The organism is Sphingobacterium bambusae (assembly GCF_033955345.1).
Taxonomy (GTDB): Bacteria; Bacteroidota; Bacteroidia; order Sphingobacteriales; family Sphingobacteriaceae; genus Sphingobacterium; species Sphingobacterium bambusae.
In genome coordinates this window covers 3,955,429-3,975,335 of sequence record NZ_CP138332.1, presented here as the reverse complement: position 1 = coordinate 3,975,335, position 19,907 = coordinate 3,955,429, and the positions used below count along the sequence as shown (strand labels likewise).

Annotated in this window: 18 protein-coding genes; 5 read left to right on the top strand and 13 right to left on the bottom strand. The window is 45.9% G+C overall.

The window, feature by feature from the left end; all coding sequences use genetic code 11:
- The first annotated feature begins 139 nt into the window (after nucleotides 1–139).
- The 3 genes from sbnA to SCB77_RS16535 are packed head-to-tail and all read left to right on the top strand — an operon-like array spanning nucleotide 140 to nucleotide 4,373.
- Nucleotides 140–1,114, top strand: coding sequence for a 2,3-diaminopropionate biosynthesis protein SbnA (gene sbnA / locus SCB77_RS16545; protein WP_320183108.1), 975 nt, complete (start codon nucleotides 140–142; stop codon nucleotides 1,112–1,114).
- 3 nt (nucleotides 1,115–1,117) lie between these two features.
- Nucleotides 1,118–2,974 carry an FAD/NAD(P)-binding protein gene (locus tag SCB77_RS16540; protein ID WP_320183107.1) on the top strand — a complete coding sequence of 619 codons (1,857 nt, stop codon included), beginning with the start codon at nucleotides 1,118–1,120 and terminating at the stop codon, nucleotides 2,972–2,974.
- Complete coding sequence (locus tag SCB77_RS16535; protein WP_320183106.1) at nucleotides 2,952–4,373, top strand: Y4yA family PLP-dependent enzyme; 1,422 nt, start codon at nucleotides 2,952–2,954, stop codon at nucleotides 4,371–4,373. The genes SCB77_RS16540 and SCB77_RS16535 overlap by 23 nt, the downstream gene beginning before the upstream one ends.
- Nucleotides 4,374–4,388: 15 nt before the next feature.
- Here SCB77_RS16535 and SCB77_RS16530 read toward each other — a convergent pair whose 3' ends face one another.
- Nucleotides 4,389–5,012, bottom strand: a complete 624-nt coding sequence (locus tag SCB77_RS16530) for an FMN-binding negative transcriptional regulator (RefSeq protein ID WP_320183105.1) — start codon at nucleotides 5,010–5,012, stop codon at nucleotides 4,389–4,391.
- Between the two features lie 156 nt (nucleotides 5,013–5,168).
- Here SCB77_RS16530 and SCB77_RS16525 point away from each other — a divergent pair, with 156 nt between their 5' ends.
- A complete protein-coding gene (locus tag SCB77_RS16525; protein WP_320183104.1) occupies nucleotides 5,169–6,710 on the top strand; it encodes an alkaline phosphatase in 1,542 nt (513 codons plus the stop codon).
- Nucleotides 6,710–7,054: an alkaline phosphatase gene (locus SCB77_RS16520; protein WP_320183103.1), complete on the top strand. Its 345-nt coding sequence runs from the start codon at nucleotides 6,710–6,712 to the stop codon at nucleotides 7,052–7,054. The genes SCB77_RS16525 and SCB77_RS16520 overlap by 1 nt, the downstream gene beginning before the upstream one ends.
- A 122-nt stretch (nucleotides 7,055–7,176) precedes the next feature.
- On the opposite strand, the gene SCB77_RS16515 is transcribed toward SCB77_RS16520, so the two are convergent.
- From SCB77_RS16515 to SCB77_RS16460, 12 genes are all read right to left on the bottom strand, one after another.
- A complete protein-coding gene (locus tag SCB77_RS16515; protein WP_320183102.1) occupies nucleotides 7,177–9,168 on the bottom strand; it encodes an FUSC family protein in 1,992 nt (663 codons plus the stop codon).
- 168 nt (nucleotides 9,169–9,336) lie between these two features.
- On the bottom strand, nucleotides 9,337–10,560 hold the full coding sequence (locus SCB77_RS16510) for an amino acid aminotransferase (RefSeq protein WP_320183101.1): 1,224 nt from the start codon (nucleotides 10,558–10,560) through the stop codon (nucleotides 9,337–9,339).
- A gap of 260 nt (nucleotides 10,561–10,820) precedes the next feature.
- Nucleotides 10,821–11,507: a hypothetical protein gene (locus tag SCB77_RS16505; protein WP_320183100.1), complete on the bottom strand. Its 687-nt coding sequence runs from the start codon at nucleotides 11,505–11,507 to the stop codon at nucleotides 10,821–10,823.
- A gap of 18 nt (nucleotides 11,508–11,525) precedes the next feature.
- Nucleotides 11,526–12,251, bottom strand: a complete 726-nt coding sequence (locus SCB77_RS16500; protein WP_320183099.1) for a dioxygenase family protein — start codon at nucleotides 12,249–12,251, stop codon at nucleotides 11,526–11,528.
- Between the two features lie 74 nt (nucleotides 12,252–12,325).
- On the bottom strand, nucleotides 12,326–13,018 hold the full coding sequence (locus SCB77_RS16495; RefSeq protein WP_320183098.1) for a LytR/AlgR family response regulator transcription factor: 693 nt from the start codon (nucleotides 13,016–13,018) through the stop codon (nucleotides 12,326–12,328).
- Nucleotides 13,019–13,020: 2 nt separating this feature from the next.
- Nucleotides 13,021–14,148, bottom strand: a complete 1,128-nt coding sequence (locus SCB77_RS16490) for a sensor histidine kinase (protein WP_320183097.1) — start codon at nucleotides 14,146–14,148, stop codon at nucleotides 13,021–13,023.
- Nucleotides 14,149–14,210: 62 nt separating this feature from the next.
- Nucleotides 14,211–15,032: a siderophore-interacting protein gene (locus SCB77_RS16485; RefSeq protein ID WP_320183096.1), complete on the bottom strand. Its 822-nt coding sequence runs from the start codon at nucleotides 15,030–15,032 to the stop codon at nucleotides 14,211–14,213.
- A 7-nt stretch (nucleotides 15,033–15,039) separates the two neighbouring features.
- Nucleotides 15,040–15,990 carry a siderophore ABC transporter substrate-binding protein gene (locus SCB77_RS16480; RefSeq protein WP_320183095.1) on the bottom strand — a complete coding sequence of 317 codons (951 nt, stop codon included), beginning with the start codon at nucleotides 15,988–15,990 and terminating at the stop codon, nucleotides 15,040–15,042.
- On the bottom strand, nucleotides 15,991–16,773 hold the full coding sequence (locus tag SCB77_RS16475; RefSeq protein WP_320183094.1) for an iron ABC transporter ATP-binding protein: 783 nt from the start codon (nucleotides 16,771–16,773) through the stop codon (nucleotides 15,991–15,993).
- Entirely contained in the window at nucleotides 16,746–17,699 is a 954-nt protein-coding gene (locus SCB77_RS16470) for an iron chelate uptake ABC transporter family permease subunit (RefSeq protein WP_320183093.1), read from the bottom strand. The genes SCB77_RS16475 and SCB77_RS16470 overlap by 28 nt, the downstream gene beginning before the upstream one ends.
- Nucleotides 17,700–18,662: an ABC transporter permease gene (locus tag SCB77_RS16465; RefSeq protein ID WP_320183092.1), complete on the bottom strand. Its 963-nt coding sequence runs from the start codon at nucleotides 18,660–18,662 to the stop codon at nucleotides 17,700–17,702.
- Nucleotides 18,663–18,852: 190 nt separating this feature from the next.
- Nucleotides 18,853–19,893, bottom strand: a complete 1,041-nt coding sequence (locus tag SCB77_RS16460; protein ID WP_320183091.1) for a YncE family protein — start codon at nucleotides 19,891–19,893, stop codon at nucleotides 18,853–18,855.
- Nucleotides 19,894–19,907 lie beyond the last annotated feature (14 nt).

The window sequence follows — 19,907 nt, the reverse complement described above, 5'->3', positions numbered from 1 at the left end:
TTGGCCGCAGATGATGTTCTACAATAGCGACAAATTTAGCGAGAAAATAAATAAAACATCAAGCATTGAGCAATTTCCAATGTAAAAGATGTTGAGGTTACTTCGCAAAATACGCATAGCACGCACTAGAACACAACATATGCAATTAACGCAACGCAAACAACAAGCTAACAACATACTGTCTTGTATAGGGAATACCCCTTTGGTTAAATTTGATAGGCTATTCCCTCAATCTGCCGTGGCCATCTTTGGAAAACTAGAGCTTTTGAATCCCGGTGGTAGCATAAAAGATCGATCTGCTCTGCATGTGGTGCGCAAAGCGATTGCCGCAGGGAAAATCAAAAAAGACACCGTGCTTATTGAATCCACCTCGGGAAATATGGGCATAGGCCTCGCCCGCATTTGCCATTATTATGGGCTTCCATTGATCTTGGTTACAGATCCGCATATCAACCCATTGGCAGAAAAAATACTATCTACATTTCGGGCACAAATCATCAAAGTAGATCAACATGATGGACATGGTGGATATCTTAACACCCGTTTGCAAAAGGTCAACGAACTGCTGCACGAAATTCCGAACAGCTTTTGGCCCGATCAATACCATAATTTAGATAGTCCGGCGGCTCACCAACAAACGTTCGCCGAAATTGTTAACGATTTAGGCATGGCGCCCGACTACCTTTTTGTACCGACCAGCACATGTGGTACCCTGCGTGGTTTTGCCGATGCCGTAGAAACCTTTGGCGCGTCCACTAAGATCATCGCTGTAGATGCCGAAGGTAGTGTGATCTTTAAAGAGCAGGCAAAGGCGCGGCTAATACCGGGTATGGGCGCAAGCCGAAAGTCGCATTTCCTAAAGATCCAACAAGTACACGATGTGGTGCATGTTTCGGATGAGGATTGCATAGGAGGCTGCAGACATTTACTCGATCGGGAGAGCATCTTGGCGGGTGGATCTTCAGGCGCCGTAGTCAAAGCGATAGAAACATATCTCCCCAAAATGGCAGCGGACGCAACGGTGGTCGCCATTATCCCCGATAACGGGGAACGTTATTTGGACAGCATTTATTCCGAAGCTTGGGTCAACAAGCATTTTCCAGCAAAACTATAAGCAATGATTTGGAAGAATGAGCATATCTGTGCAGCTGCAAAGGGCGCAAAAAAAAATCTGCAGGACTTAATAGAGCAATCTAACGATGTATTCCAACCGTCTTATACGGACGAGGTGACATACCTTGGTATCGTAGGTGGCGGGCCAAAAGGCTTCTATGCGCTGGAGCGGCTTTTTGCACAAGTGCAAGCGCAGACCTTGCAGCAGCCCATAGTCGTCTATTGGTTCAACGAAAGTCCCGATTTTGGCTGTGGTCCAAACTACCAAGTTGACCAACCGAATTACCTACTTATCAACTACTGCGTCGGAAACATTGACGCATGGAATCGGGAAGATTGCAATACGGCAGTTGCTGAACAGCTTAATCTTAGGCAGTGGATTCAGAAAAACAAGCGTATTGAAACCGAGGTAGCCCCGACAGATTATGCGTCACGCGCGCTTGTCGGCTGTTACCTTCAAGATCAATTAAAAGCGCTTTTAGCGAGTAGACCTACCTCGATCGGCCTAAGGTTCGTTGTGAGCCGCGTTCGGGACATAGCCTATCAAGGTCTTTTTGAAATAATGATTGATGATAAACCGGGGAGCATTAGGGTTGAGCATTTGCTATTGGCCACGGGGCATTGCTACCATAACAAATCACTGCTTGCAAACATACATGCAGAGCCTAAGCTCGACAATTATTTTGACAGTGCCTATCCCGTACAGAAATTGAATGCTATCCCCCCAGATGAACCAGTAGGCGTGATCGGACTGGGACTCACCTTCATCGACGTCGTTCTGCAACTAACGGAAGGACGTGGCGGCCAATTTAACGAAAATGGCGAATACATTGCATCAGGCACAGAGCCTCATATTTACGCTTGTAGCCGAAATAATATCCCTATTCTACCTCGGGGACCTATTTACGGTGAAAATAGGTATCAGCTGCGTGAGCAGACAAGTCGTTATTTGAAGGGATTGGCTCAGACAAATCAAGGGCGAAAAATAGATTTTGAAACCGAAATATATCCTTTGCTGCGCCAAGAAGCGCAATTTGCCTATTACAGTACCTTGTTAAGTAGTCGCGATGAAGATGAGGTTACAAAGTACATGCATACGCTAGACCAAGCGCAAATTTTCCACTTAGAAGATTTGCTGTTTCCACAAATTGCCTATGCAAAAGATCAAAACAATGCCGTTCTCTCTTTTTTAGAGGATGCTATCGCGCAAGCTAAACTCGGGGAACTGCACAGTCCGATCTTGGCGGCCTCCGCTGTGTGGAGAGAAGCTACGCCGCTGATTGGTGAGATATACGCACATGGTGGCCTCACCGGCAAAAGCCAAGCAATGCTGGAGCACAATTTATGGAGTGCCTTTTGCAGAACAAGTTTTGGACCACCTGTGGAAAACATGAAGAAAGTTGTCGCACTGGCGAAAGCGGGAATTGTACACTTTGCAAATGCGCCGTTAAAAACCATTACATACGATGATGCACAGCAGCAGTTTATGATAAATACGCAACAAAGCCAACTCGCGGTCAACTACCTTATCGATGCGCGCATTGCCCGGGGCAAGTTGCAAGATGCGAACTCTGCGCTACACAACGCTCTTCTAAAAAACAAACTGATCCAGCCCTTCGACAACGATGGCTATCAGTCAGGTGGGCCTGCGTTGCACAAATCGGGACAAGCGATTACTACGCCTCTTACGTCCGACACCCCCTTATTCTTTTATGGTACCGCTACTGAAGGAACTCTTTTAGACAACGATTCGTTATCCCGAAAAAGAAATGATACCGCTTCACCTTGGGCCAAATCAATCATTCAACAGCTCTTACATAAACAAAAAAACGCACTACATGAAAGCTACAGCCAAGGATAAACATATTTCACTTACGCCGATACTACATCCATGGATACAGCAGCTACTGCACGACAAGGATCTTTTAGCGGAAACCGTTAAACAAGAGAATTCGCCAGTCAATATACAAAGCGTACTGCCCTTCCGAGAAAACATAGCCGAGTATCAAACGATCTTCGAACGTTACGGCCTAAAGCATAAAATATACTTTGCGCGCAAAGCAAATAAATGCTTGACCTTTGCGAAAGTTGCCGCGGCAGCAGGAGAAGGTGTAGATACAGCCAGTCTGAAGGAGATGCAGCAATGCTTGGAAGCCGGAATTTCCGGCGACCATTTGATCCTGACGGCGGCGATAAAAAATATCCCTTTACTAGAACTTGCCGTCCAACATCATGTGACCATCATTATCGACAATATGGACGAGTATGAATCGTTGGACAGTATCGTCCGCGCAAACGAGGTTCCAGCGACCATTAGTATACGCGTTGGAGGCTTCCTTATGGAAGATGAAAAAATACCAACGCGTTTTGGATTTTCCTTAACTGAAGCCTATAGGATTCTAACCGAACAGATCAAAGACCATCCTTTCTTGGCTTTTAACGGCCTCCACTTCCATTTGAATGGCTATTCCATCGATCAACGTGCGGCAGCAATAGTGCAATGTATTGATTTGATAGATAAGCTCGCAGCGGAAGGCATATCTTGCCAACAGCTAGACATCGGAGGCGGCTATTTGGTTAACTATCTAGAGCGCAAAGAAGAGTGGATCACGTTTCATCAAGAATTAAAAAGGGCGGTATTGGGACAACGAAGCGCGCTAACCTACCAAAATGATCCGTTGGGCATGACACTCATCAACGGACAGTTATATGGCGAACCAACGGTATACCCATACCACAACGAACAAGCAAAAGGAATTTTCTTGGAACAAATTTTAACGAGCCAAGCTGTTCCCTACGATAAGCCCATTCACGAACTGATTCAGGCGCGCAACTTAACCTTATGTATCGAGCCTGGTCGCTCCTTACTCGATCAGGCCGGCATTACCGTCGCGCGTATTGTATTTAGGAAGCAAGATACCGAAGGTAATCTCTTGGTAGGCTTGGAAATGAACCGCACGCAAATGAAAAGTTCCAGCGCCGATTTTCTATTGGATCCCATACACATCACCCATCAATCTACAGAACAACAGGAAGCTGTAAGCGGTTACCTCGTCGGTGGATATTGCTTAGAGCAAGAATTCTTGCTGAAACGAAAAATACAGTTCGCTACGTATCCGCAAGTCGGCGACCTCATTGTTTTTCCAAATACAGCTGGATATATGATGCATTTTTTCGAATCCCAAGCGCATCAGTTTGCGCTAGCAAGTAATGTATTCTGCAACGAAAACTTACATATGGATAAACATGACGGCGATTAAGAATCGTCATCATGTTTATATATCTTCCCGTTGTTTGTACGCCCGCATATAATCTGCCAGCGCCCTGTCTTCCGAACTGGAGCTATTCGACAAGCTACCCACAATACGATCTTTCTCTGCCGACGTTTTGTTTTGGCTGAGCTTTTCCTGCCCCTGTAGCTCGGCAACCTCTATCCGAAACGCCTCCAATCCTTTTAACATACCTGCTTTAAACGATGCGGATAATGTTTCCCACTGCTTCTGGTAGGCAGGTTCATAAGACTGAATCATCGCCTCTAGACTTGCAACCTTGTCTATCGGATCATGAATGACATTTGCCTTTCCATAGGCATGCACCGCAACGTAGTCCCATGTAGGCACCGACTCAATTTTATCGTAATGCTGTGCAGAAATGTAGGCATGCGGCCCCGTAAAAATAACCATACAGTCCTTTCCGTCAAGATGAGCCAATTGTTCATTTGCCTTCGCCATATGCGAAACCAAATACAGCCTTTCGCCTTGCTCCTCTATGACGAATGGGAGGTGGGTAGCCATCGAGCGTCCCATATGCTGTGTCACCAAACAGGCAAAACTCTGACTCTTCATTAGCGAAATCTTGATGGATTCTTCGGTTATATTAAATCGTTTGGGAATGTACATATTCAAATATAATTTTAATATTGTAAACTATTCATTCAAAGCTTACCTATAACTAATATTCAGTTAACAATATTCCTATACATTTGTATGCTACAGAATCGATATTTGCCATCGCACATTGCATTTACATCATTCCCAATCGATAATTCCATGACGATGAAACACCATATTTGTATCCTATCTCTCGGTATCACCCTGCTCTCAAGTCTATCAGCTTCCGCTCAAATACGTCCGGAAGCCTATCTCGGCAATGCGCATTCCCATAATGACTACACACGCAACAATCCTTTTACCCAAGCCTATGGCTTAGGTTTCGGTTCCATTGAGGTTGATCTATATTTGCGCGATGGAGAACTTTACGTCGCCCATGAACCTCAAGAAATCACGGCTTCGCGCACTTTTGATAAACTGTATCTAGCCCCTATCCTCGATGCTTTCGCTACAAGTAGCGATGGTTACCTCTATCCGAAACAAGGTCAACTACAATTGTTGATCGACCCAAAAACTGACGGCAAGGAAATACTCCAAGTATTAACAAAAAAACTAGCGCCCCATCGTGCTCTTTTTGATAGTCGTAACAACCCAAAAGCAGTAAAACTAGTTATCAGCGGCCGCAAACCCAAAGCTGTCGACTTTAAGAATTTTGACGACATTTTCTTTTTCGACGGCGATTTAGGTGAGGTGTACAACGAGGAGCAGCTGGCACGCATCGGGCTATTCAGCGCGCCATTTCCTGCTTTTACAAAATGGAATGGCCTCGGTCGACTGACCGATGCGGACCTAGAAAAAGTGAGTATTGCCGTTGATTCCGTACATCAACTGGGCAAGAAAATACGCTTTTGGGCTTCGCCCGATACCAAAACAGCTTGGTATGAATGGATCAAGATCGGCATCGACTACATCAATACCGACAAACCTCATGAAGTATCTAGATTTCTACAAAGCTACGATCAGGTTAGCTATCAAGAGCAACAACCCTACAAACCTTACCAGTCTACACGTCAATATGCGATCGGGAAAAAACCGAAAAACGTGATCTTACTCATCAGCGATGGCGCTGGCCTATCGCAGCTGTGGGCGGCGGCACTTGCCAACAGAGGTCAGTTAAATGTACTTCAGATGCCCTACACGGGCTATCTGTACACCGGATCAACCGACAACTACCATACCGACTCTGCTGCCGGCGGCAGCGCGCTAGCCACTGGCGTCAAAACAAAAAACCGATATATCGGTGTCGACACGCTAGGCCTTGCCGTTACCAATATCCCCGATCGACTGGCGGAAATACAAATGGCTAGCGGTATTCTTTCCAATGATCGCGTAACGGGAGTAACACCATCGGCATTTTACACACATGTCAACGAGCGAGATCTCTCCGACAGTATTGCACAGGATCTTTTGGACAGTAAATTAGACTTGGTGGTCGGTGGTTTTCATCCAGCTTTCGCCAAGGCGGATAGCAGCTTGATTAAACAACTGAAGGGGAAGGGATTTGCGATTAAGGATGGTGTCGAAGCCCTCCGAAAAACTAAAGCCCCACGTGTGATCGTCTTTGCAGAAGATAAGGTGAGCCGCGAATGGGACAAACTGAGTGCTGGGCAAGAAAAAATCAAGACCGACTACCGGCTAATTGAAGATGCCTTTGCGCCAAGTGTAGATTTCCTGCAGCAACGCGGCGGCAAACATGGTTTTTCCTAATGGTAGAGGAAGCCAAAATTGACGGCGGTGGTCACGGCAACTCCATGCCATTTACGGTAACGGAATACCTCAGCTTCGATAAGTTGGTGGGGCAAGCGTTAGCTTATGCGGATCAAGATGGAGAAACATTGGTGATCGTGACCTCCGATCATGAAACAGGAGGACTTGTTGTGCTGGATGCCAACCAAAAGAGCGGGCATGTGCTGGGCAATTTTGCGACAACCGACCATACGGGTATTCCGGTGCCGCTAGCAGCTTACGGCCCTGGCGCGGAACACTTTCAAGGCTTTGTCGACAACAGCGAGATTGCGAAAAAGATATACCAACTGCTAGGCATAAAGTAGAAAGGCCTTCCAGAAACATAAAGAAAGCGTACACTCATTGTTTAGTAATGAGGATACGCTTTTTGATTATTTAGCTCATCTGCTTTCAAGAATTGCTCTATAGCAGACTAGAACGAAAACTATTATTGTAAACGATTGCTCAAGGAATCGAAGAAATTCTGAATACGTTGCGTTCTATTCATCTCCAACAGTTCCGTATGATCACCTTTTAAAACATCCTGATTATGTTGTATCCACAAACCAGAGATCATGGCGTGTAAACGGTAAAGGTCTATATGCAATGAAGATCCTCTGCTTAAAAGTTGACGATCACTTCCTGGCTCACGCTGCGACTGTAAAACGGCATCCGACAGCTTCGTTAAATCCAAAAAGGCTCGCTTTCTAGCCAAGCGTATCTCATAGCGTTCGCCCTTCACTCCCGAGGCCACATAACCTTTCACAGCTTCAAAGTAAGTATACTGGGTTTGCATAGCCCGCAATGCCAAAGGAGCCAAATTGGCTTTGTGCCGCACGGGGACCAAAAACCAGCCCAACAGCGCAAGCCCGCATCCCAATAAGGTGAACAAAACCCGATTCCGCATCACATCTGTCCAAGTGTCATCGTGCAGATGTAACGCCACAATGACCATCGCTGTGATAAAAAAGACACTAACCATGTAATACCTTTTATTGAACAGCAAGAAAGAGAAAAGCAAGATGCTGATCAACACCAACAACACATAGGTATTTGGAAAAAGGAAGATAATGGAGAGGCCAAGAACTACGCCGCCCAGGGTGCCCAGTAAACGCTCCTTATTTCGCTGTTGCGTAAGTAGGTAACTGGGTCTTGCCACGACGATAATCGTAATGAGAATCCAATAGGTATACTTCATGTCCGAAAGCAGCTCGCCGAGCAAACCACCAAGAAGAAACAAGACCGACATCCTGATGGCAAACATAAACAGAGGCGAATAGCTGCGTACATGCTTGACAAGATCCTGCAATCCCGAAGATAGAGGAGGAAGAAAGCCCGATAAATCCAAGCTATGAGCATAAAACTCTTCCATCAATTCGTCACCTTGCCCGTTTCGTAGCTGCTCCATCGAAGCTAGAAAGGTGCGCGCATTGGCCATAGCACCGGCCAACATCGCGGAGGACTCCCCTTCTTGTGTATCCTGTTGTGCTTGCAATTGCTGCAGCATCGCGGTAATTCGCTGTTCTAATTGTTGAAAATCAACAGCTAATGCTCCCTTCCGATGCGACGCCATTTCCATGCCGTCAGCAATCAACAACACGAGTTGCCGTACGGTTGCAAGTGCGCCGATAGGCGCTAAGCGCTCCCTGATCTGTTCATAATCGTGATCCAGCGCCGTAACCATACCGTAGAGATCCATCAGCACATAGGCTCGCAACCACAAGGAATATGCCTTTGTACCTTCGCGCCTAAGATGACGTCGTTCCCGCAACAACAGGTGTCGGACGGTCTCCTGCTGATCGGCCAACTTAATGCTGATGGCGGCGACACGATGATACAGCTGATCGAGCGGCACCGTTTCATCGTAGCAAGAAGCTTTGACACGTAGCAATAATGCCGTTGTTCGATAGCCATTGGCTATAGCCTTCCGCAACTCCCAAAGCGGATCGAACGACGTATGAAGGATATTGATCAGATAAAACCAAGCCGTACCCGCGCCGACACACGCAGCAAATTGTGGAACATGCGCAGGTTTCAAACCCATCACGAAGGCAATGAGAAACAAGGAAGTTGTCCCCACCATGCCAATACGTGGTCCTAAGGCATTAAACAAGGTAAAGAATGCACCGAGAAACGCAATAAGGGGAATCAACAGTAGCGTATTCCCAAGGCAAAAACCGATCAAGAGACTCGTCGATACCGCAGAGACAATCCCCCAAGCTGCCGCCTGCAATTTTTCCTGTCTGTAGCCCGGAAAATCAGTCATCGACGCATTCAATGCTCCAATGACAAAAGGAATTGCATAATCCAAGCCTATCGTCAGCGCAATGACCACCGCAGGAATCATCCCGGTTAAGGTTGTACGCATGGCTTCCACACCATGTTCTGCTAACAGAGCTTTCAGTACCCGTGCTATCTTTGATAATTCTTTCTTCAACAAATGTATTCTGTTTATTATTTCTGATAGACTGTCGCAAATATCTGCTTCTTGCATACTTAGCTGAACGCCCACCTCAAATCGAGCGCAAAGTTACAAACTTTGCACTTGTTATGCATCAAGTCCAAGTAAAGCTTTGTAAAAGAGTAAGCTGTCGATATATCGCTATATTTACACCAATTCCAAATCATACACCTGCTCCACAGCTAACATGGCGTCTGCAACCCGTTGAACATTTCCGTCATTAAGTCCAGCAATGCACATGCGCCCGCTAGCAATCAAATAAATTCCAAACTCACGTCGCAACTCATCCACCTGCCGAGCCGAAAAGTTAGTATAACTGAACATCCCCTGCTGATTCAACAAAAAAGCGTAACGCGCAGCCGCCCCGCCGCCTTCTAATATCAGCTGATACAATTTTTCACGCATCGCACGCATCCGCTGCCGCATAGATGTCAGCTCACCTAGCCACTGTACCCGCAGTTGGGCGTCGCCAAGCACCGTTTGCACAAGCAACGCACCGTGCATCGGTGGGCTTGAATAGTTTCTTCGCACGGTAGCTTTCAGCTGCCCCAAAACACGGCTAGCTTCATCCGGATTGGTGCAAACCACCGATAAAGCCCCCACGCGCTCGCCGTAAAGTGAAAAAATTTTGGAAAAGGAGGTGCTCAGTAAAAAACGTATACCGGAATCAAACAGCGCTTTAACAACATATAAATCTTCCATTAGCCCTTGACCCAAGCCATAGTAGGCCATGTCCAAGAACGGAATAAGTTGCCTGCGTTGCAATATCGCAATCACCGCATCCCATTGTACGGGCGTAAGATCTGCACCGGTTGGATTATGGCAGCAGGGATGCAACAGCACAACAGTCTGAGGTGGCAGCGAATCTAGATTGGAGAGCATCCCTTCTATATGAACATCCCCATTCTGTGCGTTTAGATAGGGATACTTGTAGACCGGAAAACCGGCTCCTTCAAATAACGTGATATGGTTCTCCCATGTGGGATCACTCACCCTCACGGATGCCTGAGGAAACCACCGTTTTAGAAAATCAGCGCCTACTTTCAAGGCTCCCGACCCACCAAGCGTCTGTATCGTAGCAATACGGTTTTTGCCGTGTTCGAGCTCGCTAAACATGGGAAAAATAAGCTGTTGCACCTGTTCGCAGTATGCTGGCGATCCACTCATCGGCAAATACAACGCTTTCTGTTCTACTTTGCTGTGCACAATCTCTTTCGCTTGGCGCACCGTCTCCAACATGGGTACCTGACCATCTTGGTCATAGTACAAACCGATGCTTAAGTTAACTTTCTCTTCTCGTTCATCCTGTAAATAGCGCTCCATTAAAGACAAAATAGGATCCCCAAGGTACATTTCAATATGCTCGAACATATGTGATTTTGTTAAAGATCAAAAAATGTTGCAGATCTCTTCGGCAACATCTACCGAAGCTCTACAAAACGATTAAATTTTTGCAAAATTTCAATATGTTAAAACAATAAACAACGACAACCATATTATTCAAGAAAAATATCAGAAATATCCAATTCCACAAGAAATTATCTAAAAACACCTACATTTTTTAAACATGTTGCGATATCGCAAGCGCTTACGTGAATCTATCCCTTCCACGATAGGTTGATAGCTGCTGTCTAAAATTCTAGCACGAGTAATATTCCCGTTGAGGAGAGACACTCCACAGCAAGCTGCGGGTAATTTTCCAAGGCGAGGCTATCGCCAGTAAATAAAAGTCTTTCCTCTACTTCAAACGTACCGTCCAAGGCGATAACAAAGTGATGATTTTTATCAGCCACGCTCCCGAGGTTGAACTCGCTTTTGCCAAGGAAAGCACCGACATACAGTTGAAAGGGCAAAGAGGAATCGGCCAGCACGGGCAACATTTTATTCTTCGCCTCCGGATCAATAATTGGTAAGCCATACTGTGTTCCGAATGAGTTTCTCACAATCGGGGAAGTAAAAACGATCTGTTGGAATGCGAAAGGCTCCTCCGATTTCGCAAGAGCATGTACCAACAAAGGCTTGCTTTCCTGCGCTTTCCATACAAATACTTTCCCAACCAACACTTGCTCCTTCTTTCCGTCCACTTCGACCAGAATTCCATCGAGCAAAGGAATCAGCAGTGTAACCGTATCTGCTTCAACCGACAGCGCTATTGTCTTTCCTTCCTCCGCTACCCATTCATTGACATGCCGCAATATATCGATCGGCCCACGATGAGCAGAAACATACCCTTCGTAATTCAATGTGCTCCGCACTATTCCCGCCTCCGCCAGCGTTTCTCCGCGTTGTTCTGCTGTGTAGATCCTAACCTCTTCCATCTTGCCTCTTTCCAAACGCTATGCGTTCACCTTAATATCAATTTGCATGTCGAAGCCATCGGTTAACGAACCCGTTACCGTCGACATCTCCTTATCTACGCCATCACCAAATACATTGTCATTGGCGTTGTAGGTGTACCCCGACGTGCCTTTTGTGTAACCATATGCAGATCCATTGCTGTTGACGCTCACACAAAGACTATCCTGAAAAGCTATTTGCGTTACCAAAAGTGATTTCCCCGTAGCGTCATACACATGTACATGGATATGCGTGGAGCGACCTTGGTACCAACCAGGAAAAACGGTTTGGAAAGTTACTTTTCCTTCGCTATTGGTCACCTGACGTCCACGGTACCAGTTAACCGACTGGTAGTTGCTGGATTGCATCTGTGTTCCACCATATTGTGAATAGTTGCCCGCCACATCACAATGCCAAATATCAACCAGTGCTCCTGCCAAGACGGCGCAATTGGCGTTCACATTGAGAATGGTAATCACGGCGTCCATATCCACGCCCAGCCCATCCCCTTTTCGGATATCCGAACGTACATAAGAAGATGGTGTCTTTGTCGGGAATGGCCCTTCAGTTTCTGTCGGTGTAACACTGCAACTGCTGTCAACATCGACGTCCGTGCCGGTATCTGTTGTTGGATCCACTTCATCGTCCTTTTTACAGGCGGCCCAAACCATAGGCCCAGAAAATGCCAACAGGGACAAGGTTCTGATAAATTGTTTTCTTTCCATAGCTATCTCTTCTATCTATGGAACAAGTTTACGTGCAGGAGATGTAAAATTTTGTTAAGTACCGATGAAGAAGCCTATTGTGTCGATGAATCGGCCAATGTGCGCAACACATCTTTGTAATAGTTGTCACCAACATTGAGCAGGAAGTGAGGAAGTTCTATTTTCTTTTGGGAAAAAGAAAGGATATGATTGACCGAAACAATGTAACTGCGATGTATGCGCAGGAACTGACTCGCCGGTAAACGATCAACCATGGACTTTAATGTGGCCAAGGTCAGGATAGTTTTTCCTTGCAGCAGGTGAATCTTCACATAATCCTGCATGCTTTCCAAGCATTCGATTTCGTCAAAGTAAACTTTAGTCCGTTGGTATTCCGCATAAACCAACATATAAGGGCGATAACCCTGCTGCGCACGTTGCCGTAGTTGTGCTTTGTCTATTGCACGTTCAAATCGCTCATAGTCAAAAGGTTTAAGCAAATAATCCACAGAATCTAACTCGAAACCTTCCAAGGCAAATTCCTTGTGTGCCGTGGTAAAAATAAGCATGGGTGCTGGCAATAGGGTTTTCGCAAATTCCAACCCATTGATTTCCAACATATCGATATCCAAAAACAAAAGGTCAACTGGATTCTTGTCCAAGAAGGCCTTTGCCTCCAACGGATTAACAAAGCTAGCCTGCAACGATAAATGAGCATGCTGCTGAGCAAAGGCTGCGATCACACGCAGCGCCAACGGTTCATCATCTATGGCAATACAAGATAGCATCCTTAAATATACAATAATAGCTTTACTTCAAAACTACTCGGCAGCTCCTGAATAGCGAGATCAAAGCGATCGGGGTAAAAATGCTCCAACAAACGACGGGTATTTTTTAATCCTGTTCCGCTTCGATATTGTTCGGATTTATGCGTTGGAATACTGTTTTTCACCACTAGCGTACAGCTCTCCGATGTTAGGGATATCCCGAAGAAAAGGCTACAGTTCTCGGTTATGCTTAATCCATATTTAAATGCATTTTCCACAAAAGGCAGCAAGATAAAGGGATGTATTTCTTTCACATGCTCCATGCCTTCATACTGCTCCACGATGAGACATTGCTCGCCACTACGCAGACGCTGCAGGCTGATAAAGTCTTGCACAGCTCGAATTTCCACCTGTACATCCACCTTTTCGCGGCCTCGCTCGTCCATGTAGTACCGCATCAATTGGGACAGCTTATAAATGCTGCCCGCCAAGGCAGTGTCGTTCGTCAATGCCAGCGCATAGAGATTATTTAATGTATTGAACAAAAAATGTGGATGTACTTGCGCCTTAAGAAAGGACAGTTCAGCTTGCATACGTTCTTGCTCTGCCGACTGCACCTTGCGCTGCGCGAGCATCCAGCGTTGGCTTACCTGAAAAAGAGAGCCCAATGCGATGACCAACAAAAAGATATACAAGGAGGCAACATCGATACGTTGTCCAGGGGCGCCAATGCTAGGCTGCAATGGGGGTTTTGCCGGCCGAGGGTAATCGACATCTCGACGCATCTCAACTAATGGTGGATGGGGCAGCTGTAAAGGTCGTTCGACCGTATTGGAAAAACGCATTAAGCGATCAAACGGCTTGAGGTAATAGCCGAACAACACAGCAAGCAACACAATAGACAAGCCATAGAGCACATACCTGCGTTTGTCCATCACGTATGGGATCCAAAGGTAGGCATTACCATAAAAGGCTAGCATAAAAGAAAGCGCAAAAAACCAAAAGGTTCCGCGACTGAGCATTGTCCATGCTGCCGCGGCATCCTGATTCACAAAAAGTAAGGGAAAAGACAAAAAGCATAGCCAAGCGAAGAGGTGGATCAAGATCCATGATCGTTCGGTTCCTCCGCGCGTCGCTATGCCCCTGTTCATATCGTTTTCTTTTTTTAGTATTTCGCTCGCTTATCCCGCACAAGGTAAATCTTTTTTACGATTTACGCGGCACCCGTTTTCTCTTCCCGACGGTCTTGCGCAGACTTATCTTCCGCCACGCCAGCTTTCCAATACGAAAAGGCATACATATCTTGGTTTGTCCAATGTAGCTCTTCACGGAAATAGTGACGAAGGTTCTTAACAGAAGTATACTCGCAGGCGATGTACGCAAAGTGTGAAAGATCCGTAGGAATCGACTGTGTTTTAGCCTCCTCGGCCAATAAACTTCCCTGTTCGGGATGTTCGTTGAACAACCACTGTACCGTAAAACCGGGATGCTTCACCTCAGGGTGGATATCTTCCACCGTCGGCACTTCGATAAGGCAAATGCCTTTCGCCGAAGCAGGCAGACTTTCCAAGATACAGCTCATCACCGGTATAGCGGTGGCATCACCGATTAGGAAATACCACTGTACATCGGTAGGACAAAGCGTCGTCTCCCGAATCTTCATCGCCACGCCCAACTGATCATGAACCGCGGCAGCCCTAGCCCACGTTGATGCAGGTCCATTATCGCCATGATTAACGAAATCAATAATAATCTGTTTCTTATCTGTCGACATGCCTCGGTGCGTGTAGGTGCGCACGATAGGCTTTACCTGTTCATCGGGCATCACCCATTCTCCTTTCGTCGCATCGAAAGCTGCAAATTGTACATTTTTCTCGCCCGCAGGGGGAATAAATATCTTGTTGTTCGCGCCGGGCGTACATTGGCTAAAGTCAGCTGCCCCTTCACCTTGCAACCATACGCGGATATAGTGTGGGGTTACATACTCCTTGGCAACAACTTCAAAAACATGTTTTGCTATGATTGGCTTTTCCATATCTATCTTAATTAAACAGTTTCACAATATCGTTGACCATTAGCTCTACGGAGGTCAACCCACCGCCCGAGATAAACCATACATTGGGATCCAAATAGAAAACCTTTCCTTGCTTATAGGCATTCGTTTGTTTAATCAATGCGTTTTCCATATCAGATTTCTCCGCCTTCTGTCCCACCACAGCAGCATTTCTATCGACTATAAAAAGATAGTCTGGGTTTGCTTCCGCTATAAGTTCGTTTGACACGCGTTGACCATGCACCGACTCATCGGTCAAATCCATCACCGGCTTAATGCCTAGTACATCGTGCACAAACCCAAAACGCGATCCCTTTCCAAAAGCACTGAAACGTCCATTGTTAAACAGCATGAACAATCCTTTTTTCGGATCAGCTTTAAATTTCTCCTGTGCGTTGCTGATCTGAACCTGCAGCGAATCGATCTTCTGCTGCGCCAGCTCTTCCTTACCTACAATCTTGGCCAATAGCTGCGTGTTGTGGATAAAAGAAGGGATGTAGTCTTTATTGTCTGTACCGATAAAAATGGCCGGTGCAATTTCGCTAAGTTCATCATAAAAGCGTTCTTGACGCGTAGACATCAAGATAAGTTGCGGATTCAGCGCACTGATGGCTTCGAAATCAGGCTCGATTACCGATCCTACATCCGCTACATCCGGATTATTTTTAATCGGATCAAGATAATCGGGCATGAACTTTTTGGGTACACCCGTAGGTGTTACGCCTAGTTCGTGCAGGGTCTCCAAGGCGCCAATATCCAACACCACAATACGAGCAGGATGCACCGGTATCTTAGTCGTCCCCAATTTATGGGGCACTTCGGTAGAGTCTTGTGCTGCCTCTCCGTTAGTAGTCGCCGACTGGCAAGCACTAAAAAACAAGGGTATACAAAGTGCTAACAGGAATGCTTTTCCCAAATTATATGTTATTTGTTGCATCATTTATAAATTAAAGTAATTACATATTTTTTTATTGTTTCGCTCCACGATATCAAAGTCGATATCGAAAATTTCGTGTAGTATGGGGGCTTGGATCACCTTATCGGTGCAATCGTCATAGCGAATCTCGCCGTCCCTTAACGCAATGATATGATCCGAATACTGCGCCGCAAAATTGATTTCATGGATCACGATGATAACGGTCTTTCCCAGTTCATCCACTAACCGGCGCAAGGTTTTCATCACATGCACAGCATGTTTCATATCCAGGTTATTTAATGGTTCGTCGAGCAGGATAAACTCGGTATCTTGGGCAATGATCATGGCTATAAAGGCTCGCTGTCGTTGACCACCACTTAACTCATCAATATACGCGTGCTGCAGATCCGTCAATGCCGAGAAGGCCAAGGCCTCATCCACCTTTGCCCAGTCTTCATCTTTCAAGCGCCCTTTACAATAAGGGAAACGGCCGAAGGAAACCAAGTCGCGCACGGTCAACTTCAAATCGAGGTGGTTAGACTGTTTCAGAATGGACAATTGCGTAGCAAGCTCATCACCCTTGTAGGCATGCAGCAGCTTGTCAACAAAAAAAACATCTCCACCATCCTGCTTCAACAGTCGGCTGATGATGGATAGCAGCGTACTTTTTCCCGCTCCATTTGGCCCAATGAGGGATGTGATCTTTCGATTGGGAATCTGTCCGGAAAGTCCTTTCAAAACAGCTTTCTTCCCATATCGCTTTTCAATATGTTCAAAACTTAGCTTACTTTTTTCCGCGATATCCATATTAAATACATAAAGTATACACCTCCAATAAAGTTAATAACAATGCTGACCGTCGTAGAAAAACGAAGGACGTGTTCCACGAGAAATTGCCCTAACACTAAGCAAAGACAAGCAATAACACTGCAAATCCATAGCATCCATCGATGTTTTCTTGTAGTGAATAGTTCGTAGGTCAGGTTGGTTACCAATATCCCCAAAAACGTGATGGGCCCGACCAGCGCAGTAGATACAGACACAAGCAAGGAAATGACCAACATAAAGCGACGAACCAGTTTATTGTAATCCAGCCCTAGATTGATAGCATGCTCCCTTCCCAACGCAATTACGTCCAAATACCTGGCATGATAAAGCGCATACACAATTGTGAGCAGCATGGTTATGCTGGCCATACTCAGCAACTTGGTATTCATTTTCGCAAAGGACACGAACATAAAGTTCTGCACAATCGAAAACTCGTTTGGATCGATCAGCACATGCATAAATTGGCTCAAGGTCTGGAACAAAGTTCCCATAACCATGCCCGTCAGTAACAGGTAAAACATACCGCGCTTCTGCTTGCCGAACATCAGCAAATACATGACGACCGAGAAGACCAACATCAGCAACACCGCATAAAAAAAGTTTTCCTGCTGGGAAATCACTTTAAATGCCTTATCGCCGTAAAGAAAGACAATGATAGTTTGGAAAAGAATAAAAATCGCTTCATACCCCATAATGGAAGGGGTTAGAATACGATTGTTCGTCAAGGTCTGAAAGATGACAGATGAAAAGGCAACACTAATCCCCACCACCAACATACTCGCCAAACGAATGCCGCGCTTGCTGAGTACATAATTGCTGTTCGCACCAACGTCGTAGAACATAAACAGACCTGCCACGACGAATAGCAGCAATAGGATCATCAGAAATTTATAGTACATCTTCATCTACTTCTTCCTTAAGATCATCACCAAGAATACGATGCTTCCAATGATGCCTACAGTCATGCCGATAGGTACTTCGTAGGGAAACACGATTAGCCTACCAACGATGTCACAACTCAACAGGAAAGCAGCCCCAATAAAAGCGGTCAAGGGCAAGGCTTTTCTAAGGTTATCGCCCACGAAGATACTTACCAAATTAGGAATAATTAAGCCCACGAAAGGGATAGCGCCCACGGTAACAACCGAAGCACTCACCACTAAGGAAACCGCAAATAGGCCGATCTGCACAATGCTATTGTAGGATAATCCCAGGTTCTTGGCAAAGCTTTCGCCCATACCAGCAATAGTAAACCGCTCTGCATAAATATAGATCAACAGCACAGCCGGTAGAATAACGTAAACGGTCTCATACTGACCCTGTATTACCGATGAAAAATCGCCCAGCAGCCATTCTTGTGTATTTTGTACAATACCGTAGCGATAGGCGAAAAAGGTAGCTATCGCACTTAGAATACTCCCAAACATCAACCCTACCAGCGGAATGAAAACGGTGCTTCGCATTCGCAATTTTCCCACAAAAAGGATAAAGAGAAATGCCGACAAAAAGGTGAAGACCAACGCGAAAACCATACGCAGCGTTAAGGATGCCTGTGGCACAAAAATCAGGGAAAAGAGAATACCCATTTTTGCGGCTTCCAACGCCCCCGAAGTAGTAGGCGAAACAAATTTGTTTTGGGAAAGCTGTTGCATGACAAAACCCGCAACGCTCATTCCCGCTCCCACCAAAACCAAGGATAGGGTTCGTGGTATGCGGCTGATGACAAAAAACAGCAGTTTTTCACTATCGGTGTAAAGCTCGGAAAATCGAATATCCTTAACACCTGTAAACAACGAAATCCACGCTAATAGCAGGATGCTGCACACAGCGATTAACGGTATACCGATACGACTTCTATAACTATTCAAAATTATCTCTTCCTAGACGTTTGTGTTCCCATCCTACCATTGAGCACCTCTCTTGCTCAAGCTAACTCTTCACAAAACGTCATCGTAGATGAAGCTTCCAGAAGAACCGAGGTAGGGAAGCCGTCCTGGGAACGGAAACAGGGCATACTGTTTCCGCCCAGAAACAACTCCAGATTACACTAACGGATTATTAATTAATTTTAGTGATGGTGTCACCATTGGTATCCACCACTGGTGCCTGTCCTTCTACTGGACGGCCACCTTTTGTTTTATTGACCACATAGGCTACTCCCGATTTAGGGTCTACCCGCACGTGATTGGGTGCAGATCCCGTTTGCAAATCAGCTAACACGGCATAAGTTTTTGCATCGATGACGGTCGTTGTTCCCGTTCCGCGATTGGCCGAGTAGATGCGATTCTTAACACCGTCATAGGCTAAGCCGATGGCACCAGCGCCGGTTTCAATACTTTTAAGCAAGTTCCCCTCCGTATCCAACACCGTCACCGTTCCTGATTTTTGGTTGGTCACGAAAAGACGTTTGCCATCGCTCGCAATATTGATAGGTGCTTCGCCACCCGAAGCGAATGATTTCTCGATCTTACGAGTCTTTGTGTTGATCACCGCAATAGAGTTGGTTCCCATAACGGTCACATACAATTTATCTTTAGATTTCGCGAAGGCCATACCGGTTGCTGTTTTCCCCAAATCAGGAATAAGGTGCGAGAAGGTATTTGTTTTTCCATCGATTACCCAAATGCTGCTCGGATCGCCCACATCGGTCACGTACACCAAGTTATTGTCTTCATCTACCAAGACCTCACGCGTGTGTGATTTCTCCGCACCACTATTGATAGTTGCCAAAACCTTCCCTGTTTTCAAATCAACAGCGCTTACTGAATTCGTACGGGTGTTGGTGGTGTAAGCCACTTGTGTTTTGCTGTTTATAGCAATGCCATAAGGAGGATTCTCCTTCAGCGAGATGCTGTCTACTACCGAAAGATCCGCTGGATTGATTTTGTACAAAGCGCCTCCGGGAACGTTCCTAGAGCCTGCACTTGTTACGTATACATGTCCATCCTTCGCGTTGAAGGCAGACTCGTACACGCCTTTCCCTGCTGGTGATGATTTATCTACCTGCTGCGCCGAAGCATGCATGAATGGTAGGCCCATTGCCGTGATGGCCAGTATCATTTTAAGGCTATTCTTTTTTTCAAAATTTGGATTGAACATACGCATATTGTTAT

Excerpts from the sequence above, each read along its gene's own strand:
- sbnA (WP_320183108.1), top strand. The coding sequence starts at position 140 with ATGCAATTAACGCAACGCAAACAACAAGCTAACAACATACTGTCTTGT.
- SCB77_RS16540 (WP_320183107.1), top strand. The coding sequence starts at position 1,118 with ATGATTTGGAAGAATGAGCATATCTGTGCAGCTGCAAAGGGCGCAAAA.
- SCB77_RS16535 (WP_320183106.1), top strand. The coding sequence starts at position 2,952 with ATGAAAGCTACAGCCAAGGATAAACATATTTCACTTACGCCGATACTA.
- SCB77_RS16530 (WP_320183105.1), bottom strand. The coding sequence starts at position 5,012 with ATGTACATTCCCAAACGATTTAATATAACCGAAGAATCCATCAAGATT.
- SCB77_RS16525 (WP_320183104.1), top strand. The coding sequence starts at position 5,169 with ATGAAACACCATATTTGTATCCTATCTCTCGGTATCACCCTGCTCTCA.
- SCB77_RS16520 (WP_320183103.1), top strand. The coding sequence starts at position 6,710 with ATGGTAGAGGAAGCCAAAATTGACGGCGGTGGTCACGGCAACTCCATG.
- SCB77_RS16510 (WP_320183101.1), bottom strand. The coding sequence starts at position 10,560 with ATGTTCGAGCATATTGAAATGTACCTTGGGGATCCTATTTTGTCTTTA.
- SCB77_RS16505 (WP_320183100.1), bottom strand. The coding sequence starts at position 11,507 with ATGGAAGAGGTTAGGATCTACACAGCAGAACAACGCGGAGAAACGCTG.
- SCB77_RS16500 (WP_320183099.1), bottom strand. The coding sequence starts at position 12,251 with ATGGAAAGAAAACAATTTATCAGAACCTTGTCCCTGTTGGCATTTTCT.
- SCB77_RS16495 (WP_320183098.1), bottom strand. The coding sequence starts at position 13,018 with ATGCTATCTTGTATTGCCATAGATGATGAACCGTTGGCGCTGCGTGTG.
- SCB77_RS16490 (WP_320183097.1), bottom strand. The coding sequence starts at position 14,148 with ATGAACAGGGGCATAGCGACGCGCGGAGGAACCGAACGATCATGGATC.
- SCB77_RS16485 (WP_320183096.1), bottom strand. The coding sequence starts at position 15,032 with ATGGAAAAGCCAATCATAGCAAAACATGTTTTTGAAGTTGTTGCCAAG.
- SCB77_RS16480 (WP_320183095.1), bottom strand. The coding sequence starts at position 15,990 with ATGATGCAACAAATAACATATAATTTGGGAAAAGCATTCCTGTTAGCA.
- SCB77_RS16475 (WP_320183094.1), bottom strand. The coding sequence starts at position 16,773 with ATGGATATCGCGGAAAAAAGTAAGCTAAGTTTTGAACATATTGAAAAG.
- SCB77_RS16470 (WP_320183093.1), bottom strand. The coding sequence starts at position 17,699 with ATGAAGATGTACTATAAATTTCTGATGATCCTATTGCTGCTATTCGTC.
- SCB77_RS16460 (WP_320183091.1), bottom strand. The coding sequence starts at position 19,893 with ATGTTCAATCCAAATTTTGAAAAAAAGAATAGCCTTAAAATGATACTG.